At 68.0% G+C, this 23,013-nt stretch carries 21 protein-coding genes and 2 riboswitches; of the genes, 10 read left to right on the top strand and 11 right to left on the bottom strand.

Features of this window, described 5'->3' with window-relative positions; translation table 11 throughout:
- Nucleotides 1–9: 9 nt before the first annotated feature.
- The 5 genes from trpE to moaB are packed head-to-tail and all read right to left on the bottom strand — an operon-like array spanning nt 10 to nt 3,984.
- A complete protein-coding gene (gene trpE, locus FPL11_RS02870) occupies nt 10–1,500 on the bottom strand; it encodes an anthranilate synthase component I (RefSeq protein WP_110882449.1) in 1,491 nt (496 codons plus the stop codon).
- Entirely contained in the window at nt 1,497–2,177 is a 681-nt protein-coding gene (locus FPL11_RS02865) for a phosphoglycolate phosphatase (protein ID WP_144347138.1), read from the bottom strand. The genes trpE and FPL11_RS02865 overlap by 4 nt, the downstream gene beginning before the upstream one ends.
- Nucleotides 2,174–2,848 (bottom strand): ribulose-phosphate 3-epimerase, encoded by a 675-nt coding sequence (gene rpe / locus FPL11_RS02860; protein ID WP_110882447.1) that lies wholly within the window; start codon nt 2,846–2,848, stop codon nt 2,174–2,176. Before rpe ends, FPL11_RS02865 begins: the two co-directional genes overlap by 4 nt.
- 27 nt (nt 2,849–2,875) lie before the next feature.
- Complete coding sequence (locus FPL11_RS02855; RefSeq protein ID WP_144347137.1) at nt 2,876–3,475, bottom strand: TetR/AcrR family transcriptional regulator; 600 nt, start codon at nt 3,473–3,475, stop codon at nt 2,876–2,878.
- A complete protein-coding gene (moaB, locus tag FPL11_RS02850; protein WP_144347136.1) occupies nt 3,472–3,984 on the bottom strand; it encodes a molybdenum cofactor biosynthesis protein B in 513 nt (170 codons plus the stop codon). The genes FPL11_RS02855 and moaB overlap by 4 nt, the downstream gene beginning before the upstream one ends.
- Nucleotides 3,985–4,052: 68 nt before the next feature.
- Between moaB and FPL11_RS02845 the strand changes: the two genes are divergently transcribed.
- Genes FPL11_RS02845 through FPL11_RS02830 form a run of 4 tightly spaced genes read left to right on the top strand, consistent with a single transcriptional unit; the run spans nt 4,053 to nt 8,690 of the window.
- Nucleotides 4,053–5,339 (top strand): NAD(P)/FAD-dependent oxidoreductase, encoded by a 1,287-nt coding sequence (locus tag FPL11_RS02845; protein ID WP_144347135.1) that lies wholly within the window; start codon nt 4,053–4,055, stop codon nt 5,337–5,339.
- A complete protein-coding gene (locus tag FPL11_RS02840; protein ID WP_144347134.1) occupies nt 5,336–6,118 on the top strand; it encodes a DUF1365 domain-containing protein in 783 nt (260 codons plus the stop codon). Before FPL11_RS02845 ends, FPL11_RS02840 begins: the two co-directional genes overlap by 4 nt.
- Nucleotides 6,115–7,329 (top strand): SAM-dependent methyltransferase, encoded by a 1,215-nt coding sequence (locus FPL11_RS02835; protein ID WP_144347133.1) that lies wholly within the window; start codon nt 6,115–6,117, stop codon nt 7,327–7,329. The genes FPL11_RS02840 and FPL11_RS02835 overlap by 4 nt, the downstream gene beginning before the upstream one ends.
- On the top strand, nt 7,326–8,690 hold the full coding sequence (locus tag FPL11_RS02830) for an MFS transporter (protein ID WP_268815691.1): 1,365 nt from the start codon (nt 7,326–7,328) through the stop codon (nt 8,688–8,690). The genes FPL11_RS02835 and FPL11_RS02830 overlap by 4 nt, the downstream gene beginning before the upstream one ends.
- Here FPL11_RS02830 and FPL11_RS02825 read toward each other — a convergent pair.
- Entirely contained in the window at nt 8,627–9,055 is a 429-nt protein-coding gene (locus tag FPL11_RS02825) for a nuclear transport factor 2 family protein (RefSeq protein WP_144347132.1), read from the bottom strand. The two genes, FPL11_RS02830 and FPL11_RS02825, sit on opposite strands and share 64 nt — an antisense overlap.
- The gene (locus tag FPL11_RS02820; RefSeq protein WP_144347131.1) at nt 9,052–9,828 is read right to left on the bottom strand and encodes an SDR family NAD(P)-dependent oxidoreductase; all 777 of its coding nucleotides are present in this window, start codon (nt 9,826–9,828) and stop codon (nt 9,052–9,054) included. The genes FPL11_RS02825 and FPL11_RS02820 overlap by 4 nt, the downstream gene beginning before the upstream one ends.
- Nucleotides 9,829–9,925: 97 nt before the next feature.
- Here FPL11_RS02820 and FPL11_RS02815 point away from each other — a divergent pair, with 97 nt between their 5' ends.
- Both FPL11_RS02815 and FPL11_RS02810 read left to right on the top strand, forming a co-directional pair.
- Complete coding sequence (locus tag FPL11_RS02815) at nt 9,926–11,416, top strand: cryptochrome/photolyase family protein (RefSeq protein WP_144347130.1); 1,491 nt, start codon at nt 9,926–9,928, stop codon at nt 11,414–11,416.
- Between the two features lies 1 nt (nt 11,417).
- Complete coding sequence (locus FPL11_RS02810; RefSeq protein ID WP_144347129.1) at nt 11,418–12,314, top strand: phosphoribosylaminoimidazolesuccinocarboxamide synthase; 897 nt, start codon at nt 11,418–11,420, stop codon at nt 12,312–12,314.
- On the opposite strand, the gene pyk is transcribed toward FPL11_RS02810, so the two are convergent.
- The 4 genes from pyk to tkt are packed head-to-tail and all read right to left on the bottom strand — an operon-like array spanning nt 12,295 to nt 17,945.
- Complete coding sequence (pyk, locus tag FPL11_RS02805; protein ID WP_144347128.1) at nt 12,295–13,737, bottom strand: pyruvate kinase; 1,443 nt, start codon at nt 13,735–13,737, stop codon at nt 12,295–12,297. The genes FPL11_RS02810 and pyk overlap by 20 nt on opposite strands.
- Nucleotides 13,738–13,750: 13 nt before the next feature.
- On the bottom strand, nt 13,751–14,920 hold the full coding sequence (locus tag FPL11_RS02800) for a phosphoglycerate kinase (RefSeq protein WP_144347127.1): 1,170 nt from the start codon (nt 14,918–14,920) through the stop codon (nt 13,751–13,753).
- On the bottom strand, nt 14,920–15,930 hold the full coding sequence (gene gap / locus FPL11_RS02795; protein WP_110882435.1) for a type I glyceraldehyde-3-phosphate dehydrogenase: 1,011 nt from the start codon (nt 15,928–15,930) through the stop codon (nt 14,920–14,922). Before gap ends, FPL11_RS02800 begins: the two co-directional genes overlap by 1 nt.
- A gap of 14 nt (nt 15,931–15,944) precedes the next feature.
- Entirely contained in the window at nt 15,945–17,945 is a 2,001-nt protein-coding gene (gene tkt / locus FPL11_RS02790) for a transketolase (protein WP_144347126.1), read from the bottom strand.
- 132 nt (nt 17,946–18,077) lie between these two features.
- On the opposite strand from tkt, the gene metK reads away from it, so the two are divergent.
- From metK to FPL11_RS02770, 4 genes are all read left to right on the top strand, one after another.
- Entirely contained in the window at nt 18,078–19,238 is a 1,161-nt protein-coding gene (gene metK, locus FPL11_RS02785; RefSeq protein WP_110882433.1) for a methionine adenosyltransferase, read from the top strand.
- 19 nt (nt 19,239–19,257) lie between these two features.
- A riboswitch (S-adenosyl-L-homocysteine riboswitch) is annotated at nt 19,258–19,341 on the top strand.
- Between the two features lie 17 nt (nt 19,342–19,358).
- The gene (gene ahcY / locus FPL11_RS02780; RefSeq protein ID WP_144347125.1) at nt 19,359–20,771 is read left to right on the top strand and encodes an adenosylhomocysteinase; all 1,413 of its coding nucleotides are present in this window, start codon (nt 19,359–19,361) and stop codon (nt 20,769–20,771) included.
- Entirely contained in the window at nt 20,737–21,495 is a 759-nt protein-coding gene (locus FPL11_RS02775) for a 16S rRNA (uracil(1498)-N(3))-methyltransferase (RefSeq protein ID WP_144347124.1), read from the top strand. Before ahcY ends, FPL11_RS02775 begins: the two co-directional genes overlap by 35 nt.
- 209 nt (nt 21,496–21,704) lie before the next feature.
- Nucleotides 21,705–21,806, top strand: a riboswitch (guanidine-I (ykkC/yxkD leader).
- A gap of 51 nt (nt 21,807–21,857) precedes the next feature.
- Nucleotides 21,858–22,946: a putative urea ABC transporter substrate-binding protein gene (locus tag FPL11_RS02770; RefSeq protein WP_144347123.1), complete on the top strand. Its 1,089-nt coding sequence runs from the start codon at nt 21,858–21,860 to the stop codon at nt 22,944–22,946.
- Nucleotides 22,947–23,013 lie beyond the last annotated feature (67 nt).

The following is a 23,013-nucleotide window of genomic DNA, read 5'->3' as shown; positions in this document are numbered from 1 at the left end:
CGGGGGCGTTCAGCGCGGCTCGAGCCCCGCCTCGGCCATGGCCACCGCCCGGAACAGCGCCCGGCCCTTGTTCACCGTCTCCTCCCACTCGGCCTGGGGGTCGGAGTCGTGGACGACGCCGCCACCGGCCTGCACATGCACGCGTCCGTCCTTGATCACCGCGGTGCGGATGGCGATGGCCGTGTCCATGTTGCCCGACCACGACAGATACCCCACCGCGCCGCCATAGACCCCGCGCTTGACCGGCTCGACCTCGTCGATGATCTCCATCGCGCGGATCTTGGGCGCACCGCTGAGGGTGCCCGCCGGGTGGGTCGCGCGCAGCAGATCCATGGGCCCCAGGCCCTCGCGCAGCCGCCCGGTGACGTTCGAGACGATGTGCATGACATGGCTGTAGCGCTCGATGGTCATGCGGTCGGTCAGCCGCACGCTGCCCAGCTCGCTGACCCGGCCGATGTCGTTGCGGCCCAGATCGATCAGCATCAGGTGTTCGGCGCGCTCCTTGGGATCGGCCAGCAGTTCGGTCTCGAGGGCGCGGTCCTCTTCAGCGGTGGCGCCGCGCCGACGGGTGCCGGCGATGGGGCGCACCGTCGCCTCGCCGTCCTCGAGCCGGGCGAGGATTTCCGGCGACGAGCCCACCACCTGAAAGTCACCAAAGTCCAGAAAGAACAGATACGGCGACGGGTTGGTGCCGCGCAGCGCGCGGTACAGATCCAGCGGCCGGCCATGGTAGTCGGCGCTCATGCGCCGTGACGGCACCACCTGCATGCAGTCGCCGTCGATGATGTACTGCCGGATGCGCTCGACGATGGCCTCGTAGTCGTCGCGGCCAATGGACGAGTCGAAATCCTCCTCGGCGACCACCCGCGGTGTCGCCGGGGCGGCGTCCTGCAGGGTCCGGGTGCGTAGCTGCGTGGCCAGCCCGTCGAGCCGTGCCTCGCCGCGGGCCAGGCCGTCGGCCTCGGCGGGATCGATGTTGACCACCACATAAAGCCGGCCGGCGAGGTTGTCGAACACCAGCACCTCCTCGGACTCCATGAGCAGGATGTCGGGCACGCCCAGCGGATCCGGGTTGGGACACTCGGCGAGCCGCGGCTCGATGTAGCGGATCGTGTCGTAGCCGAAGTAGCCCACCAGCCCACCGATGAAACGCGGCAGTCCCGGCAGCCCCTCGGGCGGTGCGGCACGCACGGCGCGGTGCCGGTGCTCGACCCACTCCAGGGGATCATCGACGGTCTGGGTGGCGGTGCACTCGCCGTTCTCCCAGGTCTCGATGCGATGACCGTGGATGCGGTACTGGCGCTGGCAGGGCAGCCCGATGATCGAGTAACGCCCCCACTTCTCGCCGCCCTGGACCGATTCGAACAGATAGCTGCCGGCATCGGCGGCCAGCTTGAGATAGGTGGAAAGCGGCGTCTCGAGGTCGGCGAGCAGCTCGCGCACCAGCGGCACGCGGTTGAAACCGTGCTGGCGGTGCTCGGCGATGGTGTCCTGGTTCATGATGCGTTCGTGAGCCCTGTTGCGAGCTGGTCGATGGTCAGCGTCATCGCCGCTGGGTGATCGGCGAAGATAGCATCGTCGCCGGGATAACCGTAAGGCACCCGCACCAGCGGCATGCCCGCCGCCGCGGCGGCCCCCTGGTCCGCGGCCGAATCACCCACATACAGGCAGTCGCCGACGGCCACCCCAAGCTGATCGGCGGCATGGATCAGTGGCGCGGGGTCGGGCTTTTTGACCCCCAGCGTGTCGCCGCTGACCGTCGCCCCGAAATACCCGGCGATGCCCAGCGCCTCGAGCAGCGGCCCGGTGAACGCCGCCGGCTTGTTGGTGACCACCGCCATCGGCCGGCCCAGCGCCCGGAGGCGATCAAGCCCGTCGCGGACCCCGGGGTACAGCTGACTGCGATCGCACAGACAGTCGTGGTAGTGGACGAAAAACCGCGCCAGCGCGGCCTCGGTCTCCGGCGGCTCGGCATCAATGTCGCGTCGACCCGCGATCGCCCGGGCCACCAGCCGGCGGGCGCCATCACCAATCCACTGCCGCACCCGGGTCTCGCTCAGCGCGGCATGGCCCAGATCGGCGAGGCTGTGGTTGACCGCGGTGGCCAGATCCGGGGCGCTGTCCACCAGCGTGCCGTCAAGGTCGAACAGCAGGCCGCTGGCTTGCAGCGGCTTCATGACGCCGCCCGGGCGGCCCGCTGGCGCAGGGTGTCGATGACCGCGGCATAGTCCGGCTGGCCGAAGATCGCCGAGCCGGCCACCACGGTATCGGCACCGGCGGCGACCACCGCTTCGATGTTATCCGGGCCGACACCGCCGTCCACCTCCAGGCGAATCGGGCGCGATTGCGCGTCAATCAGCGCCCGGGCCTCGCGCAGCTTCTCGAGGGTGACCGGCAGGAACTGCTGGCCGCCGAACCCCGGGTTCACCGACATCAGCAGGATCAGGTCGACCTTGTCGATGACATAGCGCAGGGCATCCAGCGGGGTCGCGGGGTTGAACACCAGCCCGGTCTGGCAGCCCTGGTCGCGGATCAGCTGCAGGCTGCGGTCGACATGCGCCGAGGCCTCGGGGTGAAAGCTGATCAGGTCGGCGCCGGCGGCGGCGAAATCGGGGATGATGCGATCCACCGGGCTGACCATCAGGTGGACATCGATGGGCGCCTTGATGCCATGCCGGCGGAGGGCCTGGCAGACCACCGGCCCAAAGCTGAGGTTGGGCACGTAGTGGTTGTCCATGACATCAAAGTGGACCCAGTCGGCACCGGCGCGGATCACCTGGTCCACCTCGTCGCCCAGACGGGCGAGGTCGGCGGCGAGGATCGAGGGGGCGATAATCAGATCATTCATGGCCGGGAATGCTAGCAGAAGCCGGGCCTAGACGCTGCTGCCCGCGAGGTTGGCCAGCAGCGCCCGGCGGACGGCTGCAAAGTCGCCACGACCGTGCAGCCGGGCCAGCTGCAGACCGCCCTGGGCGGCCGCCATCACCACCCGGGCCTGATCACGGGCCGGGCCCGGAAAGTCCAGCGTGCCGGCCCTGCGCCCGGCGTCCAGGGTGGCCGCCAGCCATTCCAGCAGATCGTCGCGCAGGCCCTCGGCCTCAGCGCAGGCACCGGCGGGCAGGCTGGCGTATTCCACCGCCGCCACCCCCAGCGGGCAGACGCGCTGGTCATCCAGGTGGCGGGCCTCCAGGTCCAGAAACCGCTCGATCTGCTCGCTGGCCTCCAGCGGGCTCGCGCTCATCTGCTGGCACCACCAGACGAGGTCCTCGCGATACTGGCGGAACAGCGCGGTGGCGAGATCCGCCTTGGCCGGAAAGTGATAGTGAATGGCGCTGCTGCCCACCTCCAGCGCCTCGGCCAGCTGGCCAAAGCTGAAGCCGTGATAGCCGCGGGTCTGCAGCCATTCCCCGGCGAGACGCAGAATCCGCCGCCGCATTTCGCCACGCGGGCGGGTCTGGGGCGGCGTCCCGCTCACAGTCCCAGCGCCAGTTCCGCCAGGTTGCAGGGGCGGTGGGTGACATCGAGCTGCTCGCTGAGCAGTCCCGACCAGCCATCCCGGCAGGCGCCGGTCGAGCCCGGCAGCGCCACCACCAGGGTGCGGTTGGCGATACCGGCCAGCGCCCGCGACTGCAGCGTCGAGCTGCCGACGCTGGCGTGGGAGAGCTGTCGAAACCGCTCGCCAAAGCCGGGGATGGTGCGATCGAACAGCACCTCGATGGCCTCCGGAGTCACGTCTCGCTGCGAAAACCCGGTCCCGCCGGTGCAGATCACCGCGTGAACGCCGGGATCAGCGATCCACGCCGAGACCACGGCACGAATGGCGTAGCGGTCGTCGGTGACGATCCGGTGGTCGGCGACTCGATGGCCATCGGCCGCCGCCAGCTCGCGCAGGGTCTGCCCGGATCGGTCGTCCGCCGCGGTGCGCGTGTCGGAGACCGTCAGCACCGCCACACTGAGCGGGGTGAATTCACGGGGTTCGGTCACGGTCTACTCCGGTGTCTTCCGGCCAAAGGCTGTAGAATATAGCGCTTCAGACAACAGTGAGTCATTGCATGCAATCTCGGAGAATCGCGGTGTTGGGGAGCGGCGTTGCGGGCATCAGCGCCGCCTGGATGCTCTCGCAACGCTATGAGGTGACGCTTTTCGAGGCCTCGGACCGGCTCGGCGGCCACAGCCACACGGTGGACTGCGACCTGCCGGAGGGCCGGGTGCCGGTGGACACCGGCTTCATCGTCTACAACGAGCCCAACTACCCGCAGCTGAAGGCGCTGTTCGAGCATCTCGCGGTGCCGACCCTTGACTCGAACATGTCGTTCGCCTTCGCCGCCCGCGATATCGACCTGGAATATGCCGGCAGCGGGCTCGGCACCCTGTTCGCCCAGCGCCGCAATCTGATCCGCCCGCGTTTTCTGGGCATGGTGCGCGACATCCTGCGCTTTAACAAAGCCGCCCACGAGCGCCTGACGGACGATACCCGCGGCGATGACATCAGTCTGGGCGCGCTGCTCGACGAGCTGGGCATGGGCGAGGCGTTCCGGCGCTACTATCTGCTGCCCATGAGTGCCGCGATCTGGTCCTGCCCGCAGGACGTGATGCTGGCCTTTCCGGCGCGCTCGTTTCTGCAGTTTTTCTACAACCATGGCCTGATCCAGCTCAAGGACCGGCCGCAGTGGCGGACCGTGGCGGGTGGCAGCCGCGAATACCTCGAGCGCCTGCGCCCGGCCATCGCGCATATCCACACCGGGACCCCCGTGGGCTCGGTCCAGCGCACGGACGCGGGCATACGCCTGGCAGGCGCCGGCGGCGATCTGGGTACCTTTGATGAGGTGGTGCTGGCCGCGCACGGCGACCAGAGCCTGGCCATGCTCGATGCCCCGCGCGATGACGAGGCGCGGCTGCTGGGTGCGTTCCGCTACCAGATGAACGAGGCGTTTCTGCATACCGATGCGCAGCTGATGCCCCGACGCCGCGCCGTCTGGTCATCGTGGAACCATCTGACCACTGAAAGCGTCGATGGGACACGACCCGTTTCCGTGACCTATTGGATGAACCGACTGCAATCACTGCCCACTGACACCGATGTCTTTGTGACGCTGAACCCGCTCGAGACTCCGCGGCCGGCGAGCGTCATCCAGCAACAGACCTACGACCATCCGGTGTTCGACCGCGATGCCATCGCCGCACAGGCCGGACTGGGCGACCTTCAGGGCAATGACCGGCTCTGGTACTGCGGCAGCTACCATGGCTATGGCTTCCACGAAGACGCCCTCGCCAGCGCGGTGCGGGTGGCCGAGCGCCTCGGCGCCCCCGCGCCCTGGCAGCGAGACGCGGTGGCATGAGCGCCGACGACGCGCTCACCCTGTATGCCGGCCGGCTCTTCCACGAGCGCCGCATCGCCCCGTTGTACCGGTTCCGCTATCGGGTGTTCAGCCTGTTGCTGGACATCGACCGGCTGGATGAGGCGGACCGGCGCCATCGACTATTCTCGCACAACCGCTTCAACCTGATCGGGTTCCGCGACCGCGATCACGGGCCCAAGGATGGCTCGCCGCTGCGGCCCTGGATCGACGCGCGGCTGGCCGAGGCGGGCATCGATCTGGCGGGCGGGCGCGTGCAGCTGCTGTGCTACCCGCGGGTCCTGGGGTATGTCTTCAATCCCCTGTCACTGTGGTACTGCCGGCACGCGGACGGCAGCCTGCGCGCGGTGCTCGCCGAGGTGCGCAACACCTTCGGTGAATGGCATGGCTACCTCATCCACGACCAGGGCGCGGCGCTGTCCGAGCGCCTGCATGACCGCGCCCACAAGGTTTTCCATGTCTCGCCGTTCCTGCCACGGAACGGTCACTACCGCTTCCGCCTTCAGGCACCGGGCGAGCGCTATGGCGCCACCGTGAACTGGCACAGCGCCGAGCAGCCCGAGACACCGGCGCTGATCGCGGTACAGACCGGCGAGCGCCGGCAGGGCGGCGATCTGGGCTTGCTCCGCATCGCCGTGACGGTACCCTTGATGACCCTGAAAGTGATCACTGCCATTCACTGGCAGGCCCTGAAAATCTGGCTCCGGGGCGGACGTTTCCACCGCAGACCGGCGCCGCCGGATTCGGAGATCAGTCAATGACGAGTCAGCAGCAATCGATGATCGATCTGCCGTCGCCGCTGCCGCTTGCCGGCCGCATTCTGCTGGGCTGGTTCGCGCGCCTGCGCCGCGGCCGTATGGAAGGCCAGATGCCCAACGGCGACGCCTTCGTCATCCAGGGCGGCGAGGCGGGGCCCACGGGCACGCTGCGGCTGCACCGCCCGGCGCGGATGGTGGCCCGTATCGCCACCCGTGGCTCGGTGGGCTTTGCCGAAAGCTACATGGCCGGCGAGTGGTCAAGCCCCGACACCGCGCACCTGCTCGAGCTCATGCTGGTCAACGAGGACGCCTTCCAGCAGCGCATGGAACCGTCCTGGCTGCACCGCCTGCGTCTGTCGCTGCACCACCGCGGGCGGCGCAACACCCAGCGCGGGAGCCGGCGCAACATCGCCGCGCACTATGACCTGGGCAACGAGTTCTACCGCCACTGGCTTGACGAGACCATGACCTATTCCGCGGCGATCTTCGATCACCCGGGGCAGTCCCTCGCCGAGGCCCAGCGCAACAAATACGACCAGCTCCTCGACACCCTGGGCGCGCAGCCCGGCGAGCATATCCTCGAGATCGGCTGCGGCTGGGGCGGGTTCGCGATGGCGGCGGCGCGGCGTGGCATCAAGGTCACCGGCCTGACGCTGTCTACCGAGCAGCTCGCCTGGGCGCGGCGCCAGATCGCCGAGGCGGGCCTCGCGGAATGGGTCGACCTGCGGCTCGAGGACTATCGCGACACCCGCGGGCGGTTTGATCACGCGGTCTCCATCGAAATGCTCGAGGCGGTGGGCGAAGACTATTGGCCGGCCTATTTCCGCATGCTCCACGACCGGGTCCGGCCCGGGGGGCGGATCGGCCTGCACGGCATCACCATCGCCGAGGATCGGTTCGAGGACTATCGCCGGCGGCCGGACTTCATCCAGCGGTACATCTTTCCCGGCGGCATGCTGCCCACCCCGCAGCGGCTGGCCGAGGAGAGCAACCGCGGCGGACTGGCGGTGGTCGAGTCCACCGGCCTCGGCCAGCACTATGCCACCACCCTGCTGCAGTGGGACGCGCGCTTCGTCCAGGCCCTCCCGCAGATCCGGCAGCTGGGCTTTGATGATCACTTCATCAACATGTGGCGTTACTACCTGGCCTACTGCTACGCGGGGTTCCGGACCGGCAGCATCGACGTCAAGCGCCTGCTGCTGCGCCGGCCGTGAGCCTGAGCCGCGGCCAGGTCCTGACCTACGGGCTGCCGGCCGTGCCGCTGGCGGTCATGGGTGTTCCCATGTATGTCTTCCTGCCGGGCTTCTACGGCGAAACCCTGGGTCTGGCGGCGGTGGGCGCCGCGCTGTTGCTGGCGCGCCTGTGGGATGTGGTTACCGACCCGCTCATCGGCAGTCTGGGCGATCGCCTGCAGACGCGCTGGGGGCGGCGTCGGCCGCTGATCGCCGCGGGCCTGCCAATCCTGCTGGTCAGCGCCTGGGCGCTGTTCCGCCCGCCCGAGGCCGTGGGCCTGGGTTACCTGCTGGGCTGGGGGTTGGCCGCCTATCTGGGCTGGACGCTGATGTCGCTGCCCTACACCGCCTGGGGCGCGGAGCTGTCCGAGGACTATGACCAGCGCGCCAGCCTGACCGCCAGCCGCGAGGGCTTCATGCTGGCCGGCACGCTGCTGGCCATCGCCTGGCCCACCCTGGTGGGGGCCGGCCGCGCCGATGCCGAAACCCTCTCCGGGCTTGCCTGGCTGCTGGTCCTGCTGCTGCCGCCGGTGGTGGCACTGGCCCTCTGGCGGGTGCCGGAGTATCGGCTGACCGCCCACTCGGTCGGCTGGCGCGAGGGCTGGCAGCTGCTGCGCCACAACCGCCCGTTCCTGCGGCTGCTGGCCGCCTATGTCATGAATGGTCTGGCCAACGGGCTGCCCGCGTCGCTGTTCACGCTGTTTGTCATCCATGTCCTGCGCGCCGAGGCCTGGACCGGGCCGCTGCTGCTGGTCTACTTCGTGGTCGGGATCGCGGCACTGCCGGGCTGGCTGTGGCTGTCGCGGCGCATTGGCAAGCACCGCGCCTGGGCGCTGTCGATGCTCTGGACGTCACTGATCTTTGCGGCGGTGCCGTTTCTGGGGCCGGGGGATACCACCGCGTTTCTGATCATCTGCCTGCTCTCGGGCGTGGGCGTGGCGGTGGATATGGCCCTGCCGGCGGCCATCCAGGCCGATCTGGTGGACATCGATACCGCCGCCGGCGGCGGCCGGCGCACGGGGCTGTATTTTGGGATCTGGAACATGGCCACCAAGCTGGCCCTGGCGCTGGCGGTGGGCATCGCCTTTCCGCTGCTGGAGTGGTTCGGGTTTGATGCCACCCGGGTCGAGGATCGCGACGGCACCTTCGCCCTGGCGCTTTTCTATGGCGCCGTGCCCATCGGCTTCAAGCTGGCGGCGACGGCGCTGATGTGGCGCTTTCCCCACGACCGGCGGGCCCAGGTGGCGACGCGGGCGCGGATGCACGACACCGAACAGGCCTATGCGTCCACCGACAGCCGGGCGCGCAGCCAGCGCATCAGCCCACCCAGCACCGGGAACTGATCATAGAGCTCGCCGGCGGCGTCCCAGTAATCAATGTGCTCGCGCACCCGGCCATCTTCGGCCAGCACCACCCGCGAGACGCCATCGATGGGGCGGCGGTCGTGACGGTCACGCTTGAGGCGAAAATGAAAGCGCCAGCGCAGATAGCCCGTCGCCCCCTCACCCACGGTTTCCAGCACCTCGAAACGGGCGGCCGCGCAGTTGGCGTACATATGCTCGAACACCGCCCGGATCCCCGCCAGGCCCTCGACTTCATTGAAGGGATCACGAAACCGCGCGTTCTCCACGAACACCGCGTCCAGCCGATCCAGATCCGCCGGCTGCATCGCGGCGAAGAACTCGCCATAGCGCTCGAGGGCCGTCACGACTGCACCATGCGCCGGGTCAGCGCAAAGTAGAGCTTGTAGGGCAGCAGCCGCAGCAGCTTGAGCGTGTAACCGAAGCGCTTGGGAAAGACGATCTCGAAGCCGGCGTCATCGATCTCGTCATGGATATACTCCGCGGCGCGCTCGGCCGAGATCAGCTGCGGCATATGGAAGCGGTTTTTCTCGGTCAGCCGGGTTTTGACGAACCCCGGGTTGATCACCCGCAGGGTCACGCCGGTGCCCTCGAGCGCCGGGCGCAGGGACTCGGCCATGTTGAGCACCGCCGCCTTGCTGGCGCCGTAGGGCGCCGCCTGCGGCAGCCCGCGATAGGCGGACAGGCTGGCGGTCACCAGGATCTGGCCGCGGCCGCGCGGCCGCATCCGCGCCAGCGCCGCCCCCACGCCATTGACGGTGCCCAGGTAATTGACTTCGGCCAGGCGTCGGAACACCGCCGGGTCAAAGTCGTCGAGGGGCATCGGGTCGTAGTCACCGGCGTTGAGGATCAGCGTATCGATCTCGCCCACCTCGGCTTCCACGGCGTCGAACACCTGCTCGCAGGCCGCTGGATCGGTCACATCCAGCGGATAGGGATGCAGTCGCCCGGCGATATCGGGGTGCGCCTCGCCGATCGCCTGCAGGGCGGCCTCGCGGCGGGCGCTGACCACCACCTGCCAGCCATCCCGCGCCAGTTTGATGGCGAGCGCCTCGCCAATGCCGGCACTCGCGCCGGTGATGAGGGCGACGCGGCCCCCCTCGGTTGTTGCTGCGGTCATGCTTTTCCTGTGCCCCCGGTTGGACGGTTGAGTACAATTATGAGCTCAGACAGCCACGGCTGGCCAACGACTCCACCCAACCAGAGGATGCCGCGCCATGCACCCTGCCCTGTACTGGATCCGCCGGGACCTGCGCCTTGCCGATAATCCGGCCCTGCACGCCGCCGCCCGGTCGGGTCGACCGGTGGTCCCGGTGTATGTGCATGCCCCGGACGAGGCCGGTGCCTGGGCGCCGGGCGGTGCCAGCCAGTGGTGGCTGCATCACAGCCTGCAGGCACTGGCTGAAGCGCTTGCCGGTCACGGCCTGACGCTGATCATCCGCCACGGCGACAGCCTTGCGGCACTGACCGAGCTGATCGCCGAGACCGGCGCGACGGCGGTGCACTGGAACCGGCTCTATGAACCGGCCCGGGTGCGCAGCGATATCCGTGTCAAACAGGCCCTCAAGGCGAACGGGATCGAGGCGCACAGCCATAACGCCGCCCTGCTGCACGAACCCTGGACCATCCAGACCGGCAGCGGCGGCGATTACAAGGCCTTCACGCCCTTCTGGCGGGCCTGCCGGCGCCAGCAGCCTGAACCACCGGCACCGCTGCCGGTTCCGGCGGCGGTCACGGCGCCGGCCGGCGCCGACGCCCTGCCCGGCGCGGTGGACCCGGGTCGCGGCCGTACCGCCGCCCTCGACGCACTGGGCCTGCTGCCTCGGGTGGACTGGGCGGAGGGCCTGCGCGCCACCTGGCAGCCCGGCGAGGCGGGCGCCGGGCAACGCCTGAGCGCCTTCCTGGATCAGGCCCTCGCCGGGTATCACGACGGCCGCGAGCAACCCGCCGTGGCCGGCACCTCGCGACTCTCGCCACACCTGCATCACGGTGAAATCGGCCCGCGCCAGGTCTGGCAGGCGGTTCAGATCCGGCTCGCGGAGCACGGCAGCGCAGACGGCCGCGGCGAGAGCGCCGAGACGTTTCTCTCGGAGATCGGCTGGCGCGAGTTCGCCCAGCATGTGCTCTATCATCACCCGGCCTTTCCCGATGAGCCGCTCAACCCGCAGTTCGCGGCATTCCCCTGGCAGGATGACCCCGGCGATCAGCTACTGGGCGCGTGGCAGCGCGGCGAGACCGGTATCCCGCTGGTGGATGCCGGCATGCGCGAGCTCTATGCCACGGGCTGGATGCACAATCGTGTCCGCATGGTGGTGGGCTCGTTCCTGGTCAAGAACCTGCGCCTGCCCTGGCAGGCCGGCGAGGCCTGGTTCTGGGACACCCTGGTGGATGCGGATCTGGCCAGCAACAGCCTGGGCTGGCAGTGGGTGGCGGGCAGCGGCGCCGATGCCGCGCCGTTTTTCCGGGTGTTCAACCCGATCCGTCAGGGCGAGCGCTTCGACGCCGAGGGCGCCTATGTGGCCCGGTGGCTGCCGGCCCTCGCCGGGCTGCCGGCCAAACACCGTCACGCCCCGTGGCAGGCCCCGGCAGCGGCGCTGGCGGCGGCCGGGATCACGCTGGGGATCGATTACCCACATCCGCTGGTCGACCTGAAGGAAAGCCGTCAGGCCGCCCTCGCCGCGTTCGAGCAGATCAAGAAAGGAGCCTGAAGTGCCCCCCGAGCGCCTCTATCAAAGTGAACTCAAAAGCCTTGAGCTGCTGCAGCGGGGCAAGGTCCGTGACGTCTATGCGGTGGACGACCGCACCCTGCTGGTGGTGACCACCGATCGCCTGTCGGCGTTTGATGTGGTGCTGCCCGACCCGATCCCCGGCAAGGGCGCGGTACTCAATCGCCTGTCGGCCTTCTGGTTTGAGCGGCTGGCCGGCCGCCTGCCGGATCAGCGCCTGGATCTGCCCCTCGAGGCGGTGCTGAGCGACCCGGCGGAGCGCGAGGCCGTGGCCGGCCGGGCGAGTCTGGTCAGGCGCGTCCAGCCGCTGTCCTTCGAGGCCATTGCCCGCGGCTATCTGATCGGCTCTGGCTGGAAGGACTATCAGGCCACCGGCCAGCTCTGCGGCCTACGCCTGCCAGCCGGCCTGCGCCAGGCCGATCGCCTGCCCGAGCCGCTGTTCACCCCCTCGACCAAGGCCGAGGCGGGCGATCACGACGAGAACGTGGGCTTTGAGGCGGTGGTCGAAGCCCTGGGCCGGGATCTGGCCGAGCGGCTGCGGCGGATCACCCTGGCGCTCTACACCGAGGCGGCCGAGCACGCCCGCCGGCAGGGGCTGATCATCGCCGACACCAAGTTCGAGTTCGGCCTCGACAGCGCCGGCGATCTGGTCTGGATTGATGAGGCCCTGACCCCTGACTCAAGCCGCTTCTGGCCGGCCAGCGAGTACCGCCCGGGCAGCTCGCCACCGAGTTTTGACAAGCAGTACATCCGCGATTACCTGGAGACCCTGGACTGGGACAAGACCGCGCCGGCCCCCACCCTGCCGGCCACCGTCATCGAGCGCACGGCGGCCAAGTACCAGGAGGCGGAGGCCCGGCTCAGCGGACGATCTCGCTGACCTTGACCACCTTCATGGCGTTGGTGCCGCCCTGCTCACCGGCCAGATCGCCCTTGGTGATCACCACCAGATCGTCATCGCTGACCGCGCCCAGGCCCTTGAGCTCGGCCACCGCCTCGCGGTTGACCGCATCATGCTCGCGCTGGGTGGGATCGAAGCGGATCGGATTTACGCCGCGGTAAAGGGTCACCTTGCGCCGCGTGCGGGGCTGCTCCGAGAGGGCGTAGATCGGGATGTCGGTGCCGATGCGGGACATCCACATCGCCGTGGCGCCGGACTCGGTCAGGGCCGCGATGGCCTTCGCGCCCAGGCTGTTGGCGGTGGTGATGGCGGTCTTGGCGATCGCCTCGTCGATGCGGTCGAAGTGCACGCCGGGTTTCAGTCCACCCGACGGCCGCGTCTCGTCGGCATAGGTCTCGGCCCCGATGCAGACCCGGGACATGGCGCCGACCGTCTCGGCCGGGTACTGCCCCATGGCGGTTTCCTCGGACAGCATCACCGCGTCGGTCCCGTCGAGCACCGCATTGGCCACGTCCAGCACCTCGGCCCGGGTGGGCATGGGGCTGTCGACCATGGACTGCATCATCTGGGTGGCGGTGATCACCACACAGTCCCGCTCGCGGGCCATGCGCATGATGCGCTTCTGCACGCCGGGCAGTTCGGCATCACCGATCTCCACGGCCAGATCACCGCGGGCGATCATCACCGCATCGGCGGCCTCCATGATCTCGTCCAGGGCCTCAACCGCCTCGTGGCGCTCGATCTTGGCGACGATGCCCCCGTGGCCCCCGGCCTCGCGCAGCAGCGCCCGCGCCTCGTCGATGTCCGCGCCATCACGGGGAAAGGACACGGCCATGTAGTCGGCCTCGAGCTCGGCGGCCAGCTTGATGTCGACCCGGTCCTTGTCGGTGAGCGCGCGCACTGACAGCCCCCCGCCCAGGCGGTTGATGCCCTTGCGATCGCCGAGCGTGCCGCCCACCGTCACCCGGGTGTGGATGCGGGTGCCCTCGATGCGCTCGACTTCGAGCCGGATCAGGCCATCGGCCAGCAGCAGGATGTCGCCCGGAGCCACGTCGGTGGGCAGCCCGGCGTAGGCCACGCCCACTCCCTCGGAACTGCCCGCATCGCCATCGAGTGTGGGATCGAGGAAAAAGGCAGCGCCCTCGTCGAGCTCCACCGACCCGCCGGCGAAGCGCTCGACACGGATTTTCGGCCCCTGGAGGTCGCAGAGCATACCGACCACCCGGCCGGCGGCCCGTGCGGTGCGACGCAGGGTCTGCTCGCGGTCGCGGTGCTCATCGTGATCACCGTGCGAGAGGTTCATTCGAACCATGTCGACGCCGGCGTCTACGATCCCCCGCAGCGACGCCTCATCGGTGGTTGCCGGACCGAGGGTCGCAACTATTTTTGTCTGACGGCTCATCGTCGATTCTCCCTTATCGATCCAGCACAGCCACGGCGGGTAACTCACGACCCTCGAGGAATTCGAGGAATGCGCCGCCGCCAGTGGAGATATATGAAATGCGATCCTCAACGCCGTACTTCGCGACCGCGGCCAGCGTGTCGCCACCCCCCGCGATGGAGAACGCCGCGGATTCCGCGATGGCGCCGGCCAGTGCCCGGGTGCCAGCACTGAAAGCGTCGATCTCGAACACCCCCACCGGACCGTTCCAGACCACTGTTCCTGCCTGGCGCAGACGCTCGGCGTAGGCCGCCGCCGTCTTCGGTCCCACATCGAGGATCATCTCGCTGTCAGCGACCGCATCAACGTCACGCACCCGCGCCTCGGCCGAGTCGCTCAGCTCATCGGCAACGATCACGTCCTCGGGAATGGGAATCTCGCCACCGGCGGCCCGGGCCTTGTCCATCAGCGATCGGGCGGTGTCGACGAAGTCCGCTTCGATCAGTGATTTGCCCACCCCGTGACCGGCCGCAGCGATGAAGGTGTTGGCGATGCCACCACCGACAATGAGCTGATCCACGCGGTCGGTGAGCTGCTCGAGCACAGTGACCTTGCTGGACACCTTGGAGCCACCGATGATCGCCACCAGCGGTCGATCGGGTGACTTCAGCGCCTTGCCGAGTGCCTCGAGCTCCGCCGCCAGCAGCGGCCCGGCCACGGCATCAGGCGCGAAGCGCGCGACGCCATGGGTCGAGGCCTGGGCGCGATGGGCGGTGCCGAAGGCGTCCATGACGAACAGGTCACAGAGCGCGGCCATCCGCCGCGACAGGGCCTCGTCGTTGTCGGTCTCGCCGGCGTTGAAGCGCACGTTCTCGCAGAGCACGATCCCGCCCGGCGCCGGCACGGTGTCGCCCTCCAGCCAGTCCCGCACCACCGGCACGGGGCAGTCCAGCAGCTCGCCCAGCCGGGCGGCCACCGGCGCCATCGAGGCCTCGGGGTCAAAGGCCCCGGCCTTGGGACGGCCAAGATGGCTCATCACCATGACCCGGGCGCCGGCGTCCATCAGCCGCCGCAGGGTGGGCAGCGCGGCCCGCAGTCGGGCCTCATCGCCGATCCGCCCGTCCTTGATCGGCACGTTCAGATCCTCACGGACCAGCACCCGCTGGCCGTCGAGGGTGACATCGTCGAGGGTGCGGACCGCCATTATTTGGCCTTCATCATGGCCAGTGCGGTATCGAGCATCCGGTTGGAGAAGCCCCACTCGTTGTCATACCAGGCACAGGCCTTGACCAGCCGGCCGCTGACCTTGGTCAGGGTGGCGTCAAAGGTCGAGGAATGCGCGTCGTGGTTGAAGTCCACCGACACATAGGGCCCGTCGCTGTAAGCCAGCACGCCCTTGAGCGCCCCCTCGCTGGCCTCGCGGACCACGCGGTTGACCTCGTCGACATCGGTGTCCCGCGAGGCGATGAACGACAGATCCACGCTCGAGACGTTGATGGTCGGCACGCGCATGGCGTAGCCATCCAGCCGGCCGTCGAGCTCAGGCAGCACCAGGCCGACCATGGCCGCGGCACCGGTCTTGGTGGGGATCTGCGACATGGTCGCGCTGCGCGCCCGGCGCAGATCCTTGTGGTAGACGTCGGTGAGGACCTGATCGTTGGTGTAGGCGTGAATGGTGGTCATCAGCCCCTGCTCGATGCCGATGGCATCATTCAGCGGCTTGACCAGCGGCGCCAGGCAGTTGGTGGTGCACGAGGCATTCGAGACCACCTGATGGTCGGCGCGCAGCACGTCGTGGTTGACGCCGAACACCACCGAGGCGTCGACGTCGCTGCCGCCGGGCGCGGAGATCAGCACCTTGCGCGCACCCGCCTGCAGATGCGCCGAGGCCTTCTCCTTGCTGGCGAACAGCCCGGTGCACTCCATGACCACATCAACCCCCAGTTCGCCCCAGGGCAGCTGGGCCGGATCGCGCTCGGCCATCACCCGGATCTCGTCGCCGTTGACGACCAGGTTGCCGTTGCTGACCTCGACCGTGCCCGGGAAGCGGCCGTGGGCCGTATCAACGCGGGTCAGGTGGGCGTTGGTCTCGGCATCGCCCAGGTCGTTGATGGCCACGACGCGGATCTCATCGCTGCGGCCATTTTCGTAGAGTGCCCGCAGCACGTTACGGCCGATGCGGCCATAACCGTTGATTCCTACCTTGATCGCCATGCTTCGAACTCCTGTTATTGCTCTAATTGCTGCTCAAGCGCGCTGACCACGGCATCGGTGGTCAGCCCCATGTGTTCATAGACCCTATCACCCGGCGCCGATGCGCCGAACTGACGCAACCCGACCAGCCCCACGTCGTGGCGCACAAGCGCCCGCCAGCTGTCGGGCTGTGCCGCTTCCACCGCCGCCCGGGCCTGGATGGCCGCCGGCAGGATGGATTCGCGATAGGCGGCGGACTGCGCCAGAAACCGCTCGAGGCACGGCACCGAGACCACGCGGATGGCATGTCCCCGAGCCTCGAGGGCGTCGGCTGCGTCCATGGCCATGCCCACCTCCGAGCCACTGGCCATGATGATGCCCTGGGGCTCGACCGCCGGCTCGCGCAGTATATACCCGCCCCGGCGGATGCCTTCGATCTCATCGTTCTGACGCGACTGGTGGGGCAGTTTCTGTCGCGACAGCGCCATCGCGCTGGGCCCATCGTTGCGGGTCAGCGCCATCTGCCAGGCCACCGCGGTTTCGGTGAGATCGCAGGGCCGCCAGACATCCAGATTGGGGATCAGGCGCAGGGCGGGGAGCTGCTCGATGGGCTGATGGGTGGGCCCGTCCTCGCCCAGACCGATGGAGTCGTGGGTGTAGACCAGGATGCTGCGCACCCCCATCAGCGCCGCCATGCGCACCGCGTTACGGGCATAATCGGAGAACACCAGGAACGTCCCGGCGTAGGGGATGAGCCCGCCATGCAGCGCCATGCCATTCATGATCGCGGTCATGCCGAACTCGCGCACCCCGTAGAACAGGTAATTGCCGCCCGGGTCCTCGGCGCTCACCGCCGAGCAGTCCTTCCACCAGGTGTTGTTTGAGCCGGTGAGATCGGCGGAGCCACCGGTGAGCTCGGGTAGATGCGGGCCAAAGCCATTGAGCACCGCCTGCGAGTGCTTGCGGCTGGCATCGTCGCCGCCCTCGGCCTGGGCCTTCTCGATGAAGGCCTGGGCGTGCGCGGCGAAGGTCGAGGGTAGCTCGCCGGCCATCCGGCGCTCGAAATCGGCGGCCAGTTCGGGATGCGCTTCGCGGTAGGCGGCCAGCGTCTGGCGCCACTGCGCCTCGGCGGCGTTGCCGCGGGCGCGGGCGTCCCAGCGGTCGTAGACGCTGTCGGGGATCTCGAAGGGCGGGTGATCCCAGCCCAGGAACTCCCGACTGGCCTGGATCTCGTCATCGCCCAGGGGCGCACCGTGCACACCGTGGGTGCCACAGACATTGGGGGCACCGAAACCAATGGTGGTCTTGGCACAGATCAGCGACGGCCGGTCGGTGACCGTGCGGGCGGTCTCGATGGCGGCGCGCACCGCCTCGGCATCATGGCCGTCCACCGCTTCGACCACATGCCAGCCGTAGGCACGGAACCGCGCCGGGGTGTCGTCGGTGAACCACTGCCGCACCTTGCCGTCGATGGAGATCCCGTTGTCGTCGTACACCGCCACCAGCTTACCCAGCCCCAGCGTGCCGGCCAGCGAGCAGGCTTCGTGGGAGATCCCCTCCATCAGGCAGCCGTCGCCGAGGAAGCAGTAGGTGAAGTGGTCCACCAGCGGATGACCGGGCCGATTGAACTGCCCTGCGAGGATGTGCTCGGCCAGCGCCATGCCTACCGCATTGGCCAGCCCCTGCCCCAGCGGGCCGGTGGTGGTCTCAACGCCCGGGGTGTCGCCCACCTCGGGATGGCCGGGCGTGCCCGAGTCGAGCTGGCGGAACTGCCGCAGCGCCTCCATGGGGACGTCATAGCCGGTCAGGTGCAGCAGCGAGTAGACCAGCATCGACCCGTGGCCGTTGGACATCACGAACCGGTCGCGGTTGGGCCAGTGCGGGTTGGCGGGGTTGTGCCGCAGGAAATCGTTCCATAGCACTTCGGCGATGTCGGCCATGCCCATCGGGGCGCCGGGATGCCCCGACTGGGCGGCCTGGACGGCGTCCATGGACAGGGCGCGGATGGCGTTCGCGAGCTCGCGGCGGGTGGTCATGGGGCGGAGTCTCCGGCGCAGGGGCGGTGGATGAAAGGCATCAATTCTCCAGAACTTCCCGCACGCAGGCAACCGACGGTACACTCTGGCGCTAATACGCGTGTCATCGTCACAGGGAGCCAACGGCCAAGCATGGGCAGTCAGTACCTCTTCACGTCGGAATCGGTCTCGGAAGGCCATCCCGACAAGGTCGCCGATCAGATCTCCGACGCCATTCTCGACGCCATCCTCGCGGATGACCCCTCAGCGCGCGTCGCCTGCGAGACCCTGGTCAAGACCGGGATGGTCATTGTCGCCGGCGAGATCACCACGTCGGCCTGGATCGATCTCGAGGATCTGGTCCGCCAGCGCATCACCGAAATCGGCTACAACAACGCCGATGTCGGGTTCGATGGCGCCACCTGCGCGGTGCTCAACGCCATCGGCAAGCAGAGCCCCGACATCAACCAGGGCGTCGACCGCGCCTCGCCCGAGGAACAGGGCGCCGGCGACCAGGGCATGATGTTCGGCTATGCCTGCCGCGAGACCGATGTCCTCATGCCCGCCCCGATCACCTACGCCCACCGGTTGGTCAAGCGCCACAGCGACATCCGCCGTAACGGCGTGCTGCCGTGGCTGCGGCCCGATGCCAAGTCCCAGGTGAGCTTTGTCTATGAGCAGGGCCGGCCCGTGGCGGTGGACACTATCGTGCTGTCGAGCCAGCACGATGAGACGGTCTCGGCGGCGGACCTGCGCGAGGCGATCATGGAAGAGATCATCCGCCCGGTGATCCCGGCGGAGTGGATCAGTGACCGGACGCGGTTTTTCATCAACCCCACCGGCCAGTTCGTGATCGGCGGGCCGGTCGGCGACTGCGGCCTCACCGGGCGCAAGATCATCGTCGACACCTATGGCGGCATGGCCCGGCACGGCGGCGGTGCCTTTTCGGGCAAGGACCCGTCCAAGGTGGACCGCTCGGCGGCCTACGCCTGCCGGTACGTGGCCAAGAACATCGTCGCCGCCGGCCTGGCCGAGAAATGCGAGATCCAGGTGGCCTACGCCATTGGCGTCGCCGAGCCGATGTCGATTTTCATCGACACCTTCGGCACCGGGCGGATTGCCGAAGACCGGCTGGTGGAACTCGTGCGGGCGCACTTCGATCTACGCCCCTATGGCATCCTGCGGATGCTTGATCTGGTACGGCCGATCTATCAGCCCACCGCCAGCTTCGGCCACTTCGGCCGCGAAGAGGACACATTCACCTGGGAGCGGACCGACCGGGCCGAGGGCCTGCGGGAAGCGGCCGGGCTGTAACAACCAATTTCACGACCCGGGCATCGAGGAGCGCTGCACCGCACCGTCTGACGGCGCGGGAGGCTCGATGCCAGCGGTCCAATACCAACGGCGCTCAACCGCAACCCATGGAGTCAAGCCATGAACGCTGTCGTTGAGACGAAGCTTTCCGGATCGATCATCAAGGACCCGTCACTGGCCCCCTTCGGCCGTCGGGAAATGGATATCGCCGAAACCGAAATGCCCGGCCTGATCGCCCTGCGCGAGAAGTATGCCGGCGAACAGCCCCTCAAGGGTGCCCGTGTGGCGGGATCCATCCACATGACCATCCAGACCGCGGTGCTCATCGAGACCCTCGAGGCCCTCGGTGCCGAGTGTCGCTGGGCAAGCTGCAACATCTACTCCACCCAGGATCATGCCGCCGCCGCCATCGCCGAGAGCGGCACCCCGGTGTTCGCCTACAAGGGCGAGTCGCTGGAGGAGTACTGGGAGTTCACCCATCGGATCCTCGAGTGGCCCAATGCCGAGCCCAACATGATCCTCGATGACGGTGGCGATGCCACGCTGGCCGTCACGCTGGGGGCGCGGGCCGAACAGGACCCGTCGCTGCTCGATCACCCGGACAGTGACGAGGAGCGCGCCCTGTTCGCGGCGATCCGCCGGCGGCTGAAGGACAACCCCGGCTTCTATGCGCGCACCCAGGCGGCCATCCGCGGTGTCACCGAGGAGACCACCACCGGTGCCAAGCGCCTCTACGAGATGCAGCAGACCGGCGAGCTGCCCTTCCCGGCCATGAACGTCAACGACTCGGTCACCAAGACCAAGTTCGACAACCTCTATGGCTGCCGCGAGTCGCTGGTGGACGGCCTCAAGCGTGCCACCGACGTCATGATCGCCGGCAAGATCGCGGTCGTGGCGGGTTACGGCGATGTCGGCAAGGGCTGCGCGCAGAGCCTCAAGGCCCTGGGCGCCAGTGTCTGGGTCACCGAGATCGATCCGATCTGCGCCCTGCAGGCGGCCATGGAAGGCTATCGCGTGGTGACCATGGAAGAGGCCGCCGACAAGGCCGATATCTTCTGTAGCGCCACCGGCAACTACAACGTGATCAACCATGACCACATGAAGGTCATGAAAAACGAGGCCATCGTCTGCAACATCGGCCATTTCGACAACGAAATCGATGTGGCCGGCCTGCGCCAGTACGAGTGGGAGAACATCAAGCCGCAGGTGGATCACGTGATCTTCCCCGACGGCAAGAAGATCATCCTGCTGGCCGAAGGGCGCCTCATGAACCTGGGCTGCGCCACCGGGCATCCGAGCTTTGTGATGTCGGCGAGCTTCACCAACCAGGTGCTCGCGCAGATGGCGCTGTTCAACAACGACGGCAGCTACGAGAAAAAGGTCTACGTCCTGCCGAAGGACCTGGACGAGGAAGTCGCCCGTCTGCATCTGGATAAGATCGGCGCTCAGCTGAGCACGCTGCGCGAGGATCAGGCCCAGTACATCGGGGTCACCGTCGATGGGCCGTTCAAGCCCGAGCACTATCGCTACTGATCCCGCGACCCGCCTGCATGTGACAGGCATCCCGCCGGTCGGAGAGGTCATCGACCTCCCCGACACGGCGGTCCGACATATACAGGCCCGTCGACTGCGAAGCGGTGACGGGCTTGTGCTTTTTGATGGCAGCGGCGGCGAATACACCGCCCGCATCGAAGTGCTGGAAAAGCGCCGGGCGCAGGCACGGATCGAGGCCTTCTCGGCCCGCGAGGCCGAGGCACCGGTGGGCGTCACCCTCCTGCAGGGCATCAGCAAGGGCGAGCGCATGGATTACTCCATGCAGAAGGCCGCCGAGCTGGGCGCGGCACGCATCATCCCGGTCATCAGCGCGCGCTGCGTGGTCCGGCTTGACGCTGAGCGCTGGGCGAAAAAACAGCGCCACTGGCAGGCCGTGGTGGTGGCGGCCTGCGAGCAGTGCGGCCGCAATCGCATTCCAGCGGTGGAAAAACCCTGCGCGCTGGACGAGGCCCTGGCCACCGTGGCCGGCCTGCCCGGCGTTATCTTTGACACCGAGGGTGACCGCGCCGCGCAGGACCTCGAACCCACCGCCGAGCTGGCGACCCTGATCGGCCCCGAAGGCGGGCTGGCGCCGGACGAAATCCAGCGCGTCGCCGACCTCGGCTGGCACCGCATCCGCCTGGGCCCGCGCATACTGCGCAGCGATACCGCCCCGGTCGCCGCGCTCGCGGTCATCCAGACGGTCATCGGCGATCTGGGGTAGCGCCCCTTCATGGTGCTGACCGACCCGTTGCTGAACCAATGCAGTGCAAACCCACCGACCGCCGGCGCGTCGCTCGACACGCTCCATCGGTGCCCGAGCTGCCCGCAAGGCAGCGGCAGGAAACTGGCATGGATATTGCAAGGCAATAATCGGGTACACGGGACCCTCGGCGGATTCGCCTCGGGCGATCAGCCGCTACAATCAGGTCACCAATAGGACGCTAGGGTTCCGATCCGCTCTGCGGGTGTCTGGTCCGAGAGCATCCGACCTCTCCGGAAGGGGTTACACGGCGGGACAAAAGCCCGGGAGATTCGTTGAGAGGCTCCCGTGTGACATCCCGACCAACCTCATAGGAGACGGTCATGAAACGTCCAAACCGCACCCGTTCCACCGCCCGGCGCGTTGCCGGCGCCGGCCTGCTTGCCGCCATGCTCGCCCTGCCCGGGCTCGCCAGCGCCCAGGAAAAGGACAGCTTCCGCATTGCCTGGAGCATCTACGTGGGCTGGATGCCCTGGAGCTATGGCGACAGCGCCGGCATTGTCGACAAGTGGGCCAATCGCTACGACATCGAAATCGACGTCGTCCAGATCAACGACTACATCGAGTCCATCAACCTCTACACCGCCGGCGAGTTTGACGGCGTCACCATCACCAACATGGATGCCCTCGCCATCCCGGCGGCAAGCGGCGTTGACACCACCCTGCCAATCATCGGCGACTTCTCGAACGGTAACGACGGTGTCGTGCTCAAGGACACCGATGAGCTGACCGACATCGAGGGCCAGCGCGTCAATCTGGTCGAGCTGTCGGTCTCGCACTACCTGCTAGCCCGTGCCCTCGAATCAGTCGGCATGAGCGAGCGGGACGTCACCGTCGTCAACACCTCGGATGCGGACATCGTCGGTACCTTCTCGACGCCCGACGTCACCGCCGCGGTGACCTGGAACCCCCAGCTGAGTGAACTGCGGGCCATGCCAGAGGCCAACGTGGTGTTCGACTCCTCGGATATCCCCGGCGAGATCATCGACACGCTGGCACTCAACACCGAGGTGCTCGAAGCCAACCCCGAGCTGGGCAAGGCCCTGACCGGTGCCTGGTACGAGATCATGGCGCGGATGTCCGGCGACGATGAGACCGGCGTCGATGCCCGCACCCGCATGGCCGAGGCCGCAGGCACCGACCTGGCGGGCTACGAGGCACAGCTGGCCAGCACCCAGATGTTCTACGACGCCGCCGACGCGGTGGAATTCGTGACCAGCGACCAGCCCGAGGCAACCATGGACAACGTCCGTCAGTTCGCCTACGACCGGGGTCTGCTGGGTGCGACCGCCACCAGCCCCGACTTCGTCGGCATCGAGTTCACGGACGGATCGGTGCTGGGCTCGGAGGACAACGTCAAGCTGCGCTTTACCAGCGAGTACATGGAGATGGCTGCCGAGGACGCCCTGTAACGCGTCCCGCCCCGTCCGGGGGTGTCATGGGCACCCCCGGGGCTTTCCGCCCGCGCAGGTCATACCG

Source organism: Spiribacter aquaticus (genome assembly GCF_007625215.1).
Classification (GTDB): domain Bacteria; phylum Pseudomonadota; class Gammaproteobacteria; order Nitrococcales; family Nitrococcaceae; genus Spiribacter; species Spiribacter roseus.
This window is presented reverse-complemented; position numbering and strand designations above follow the sequence as displayed.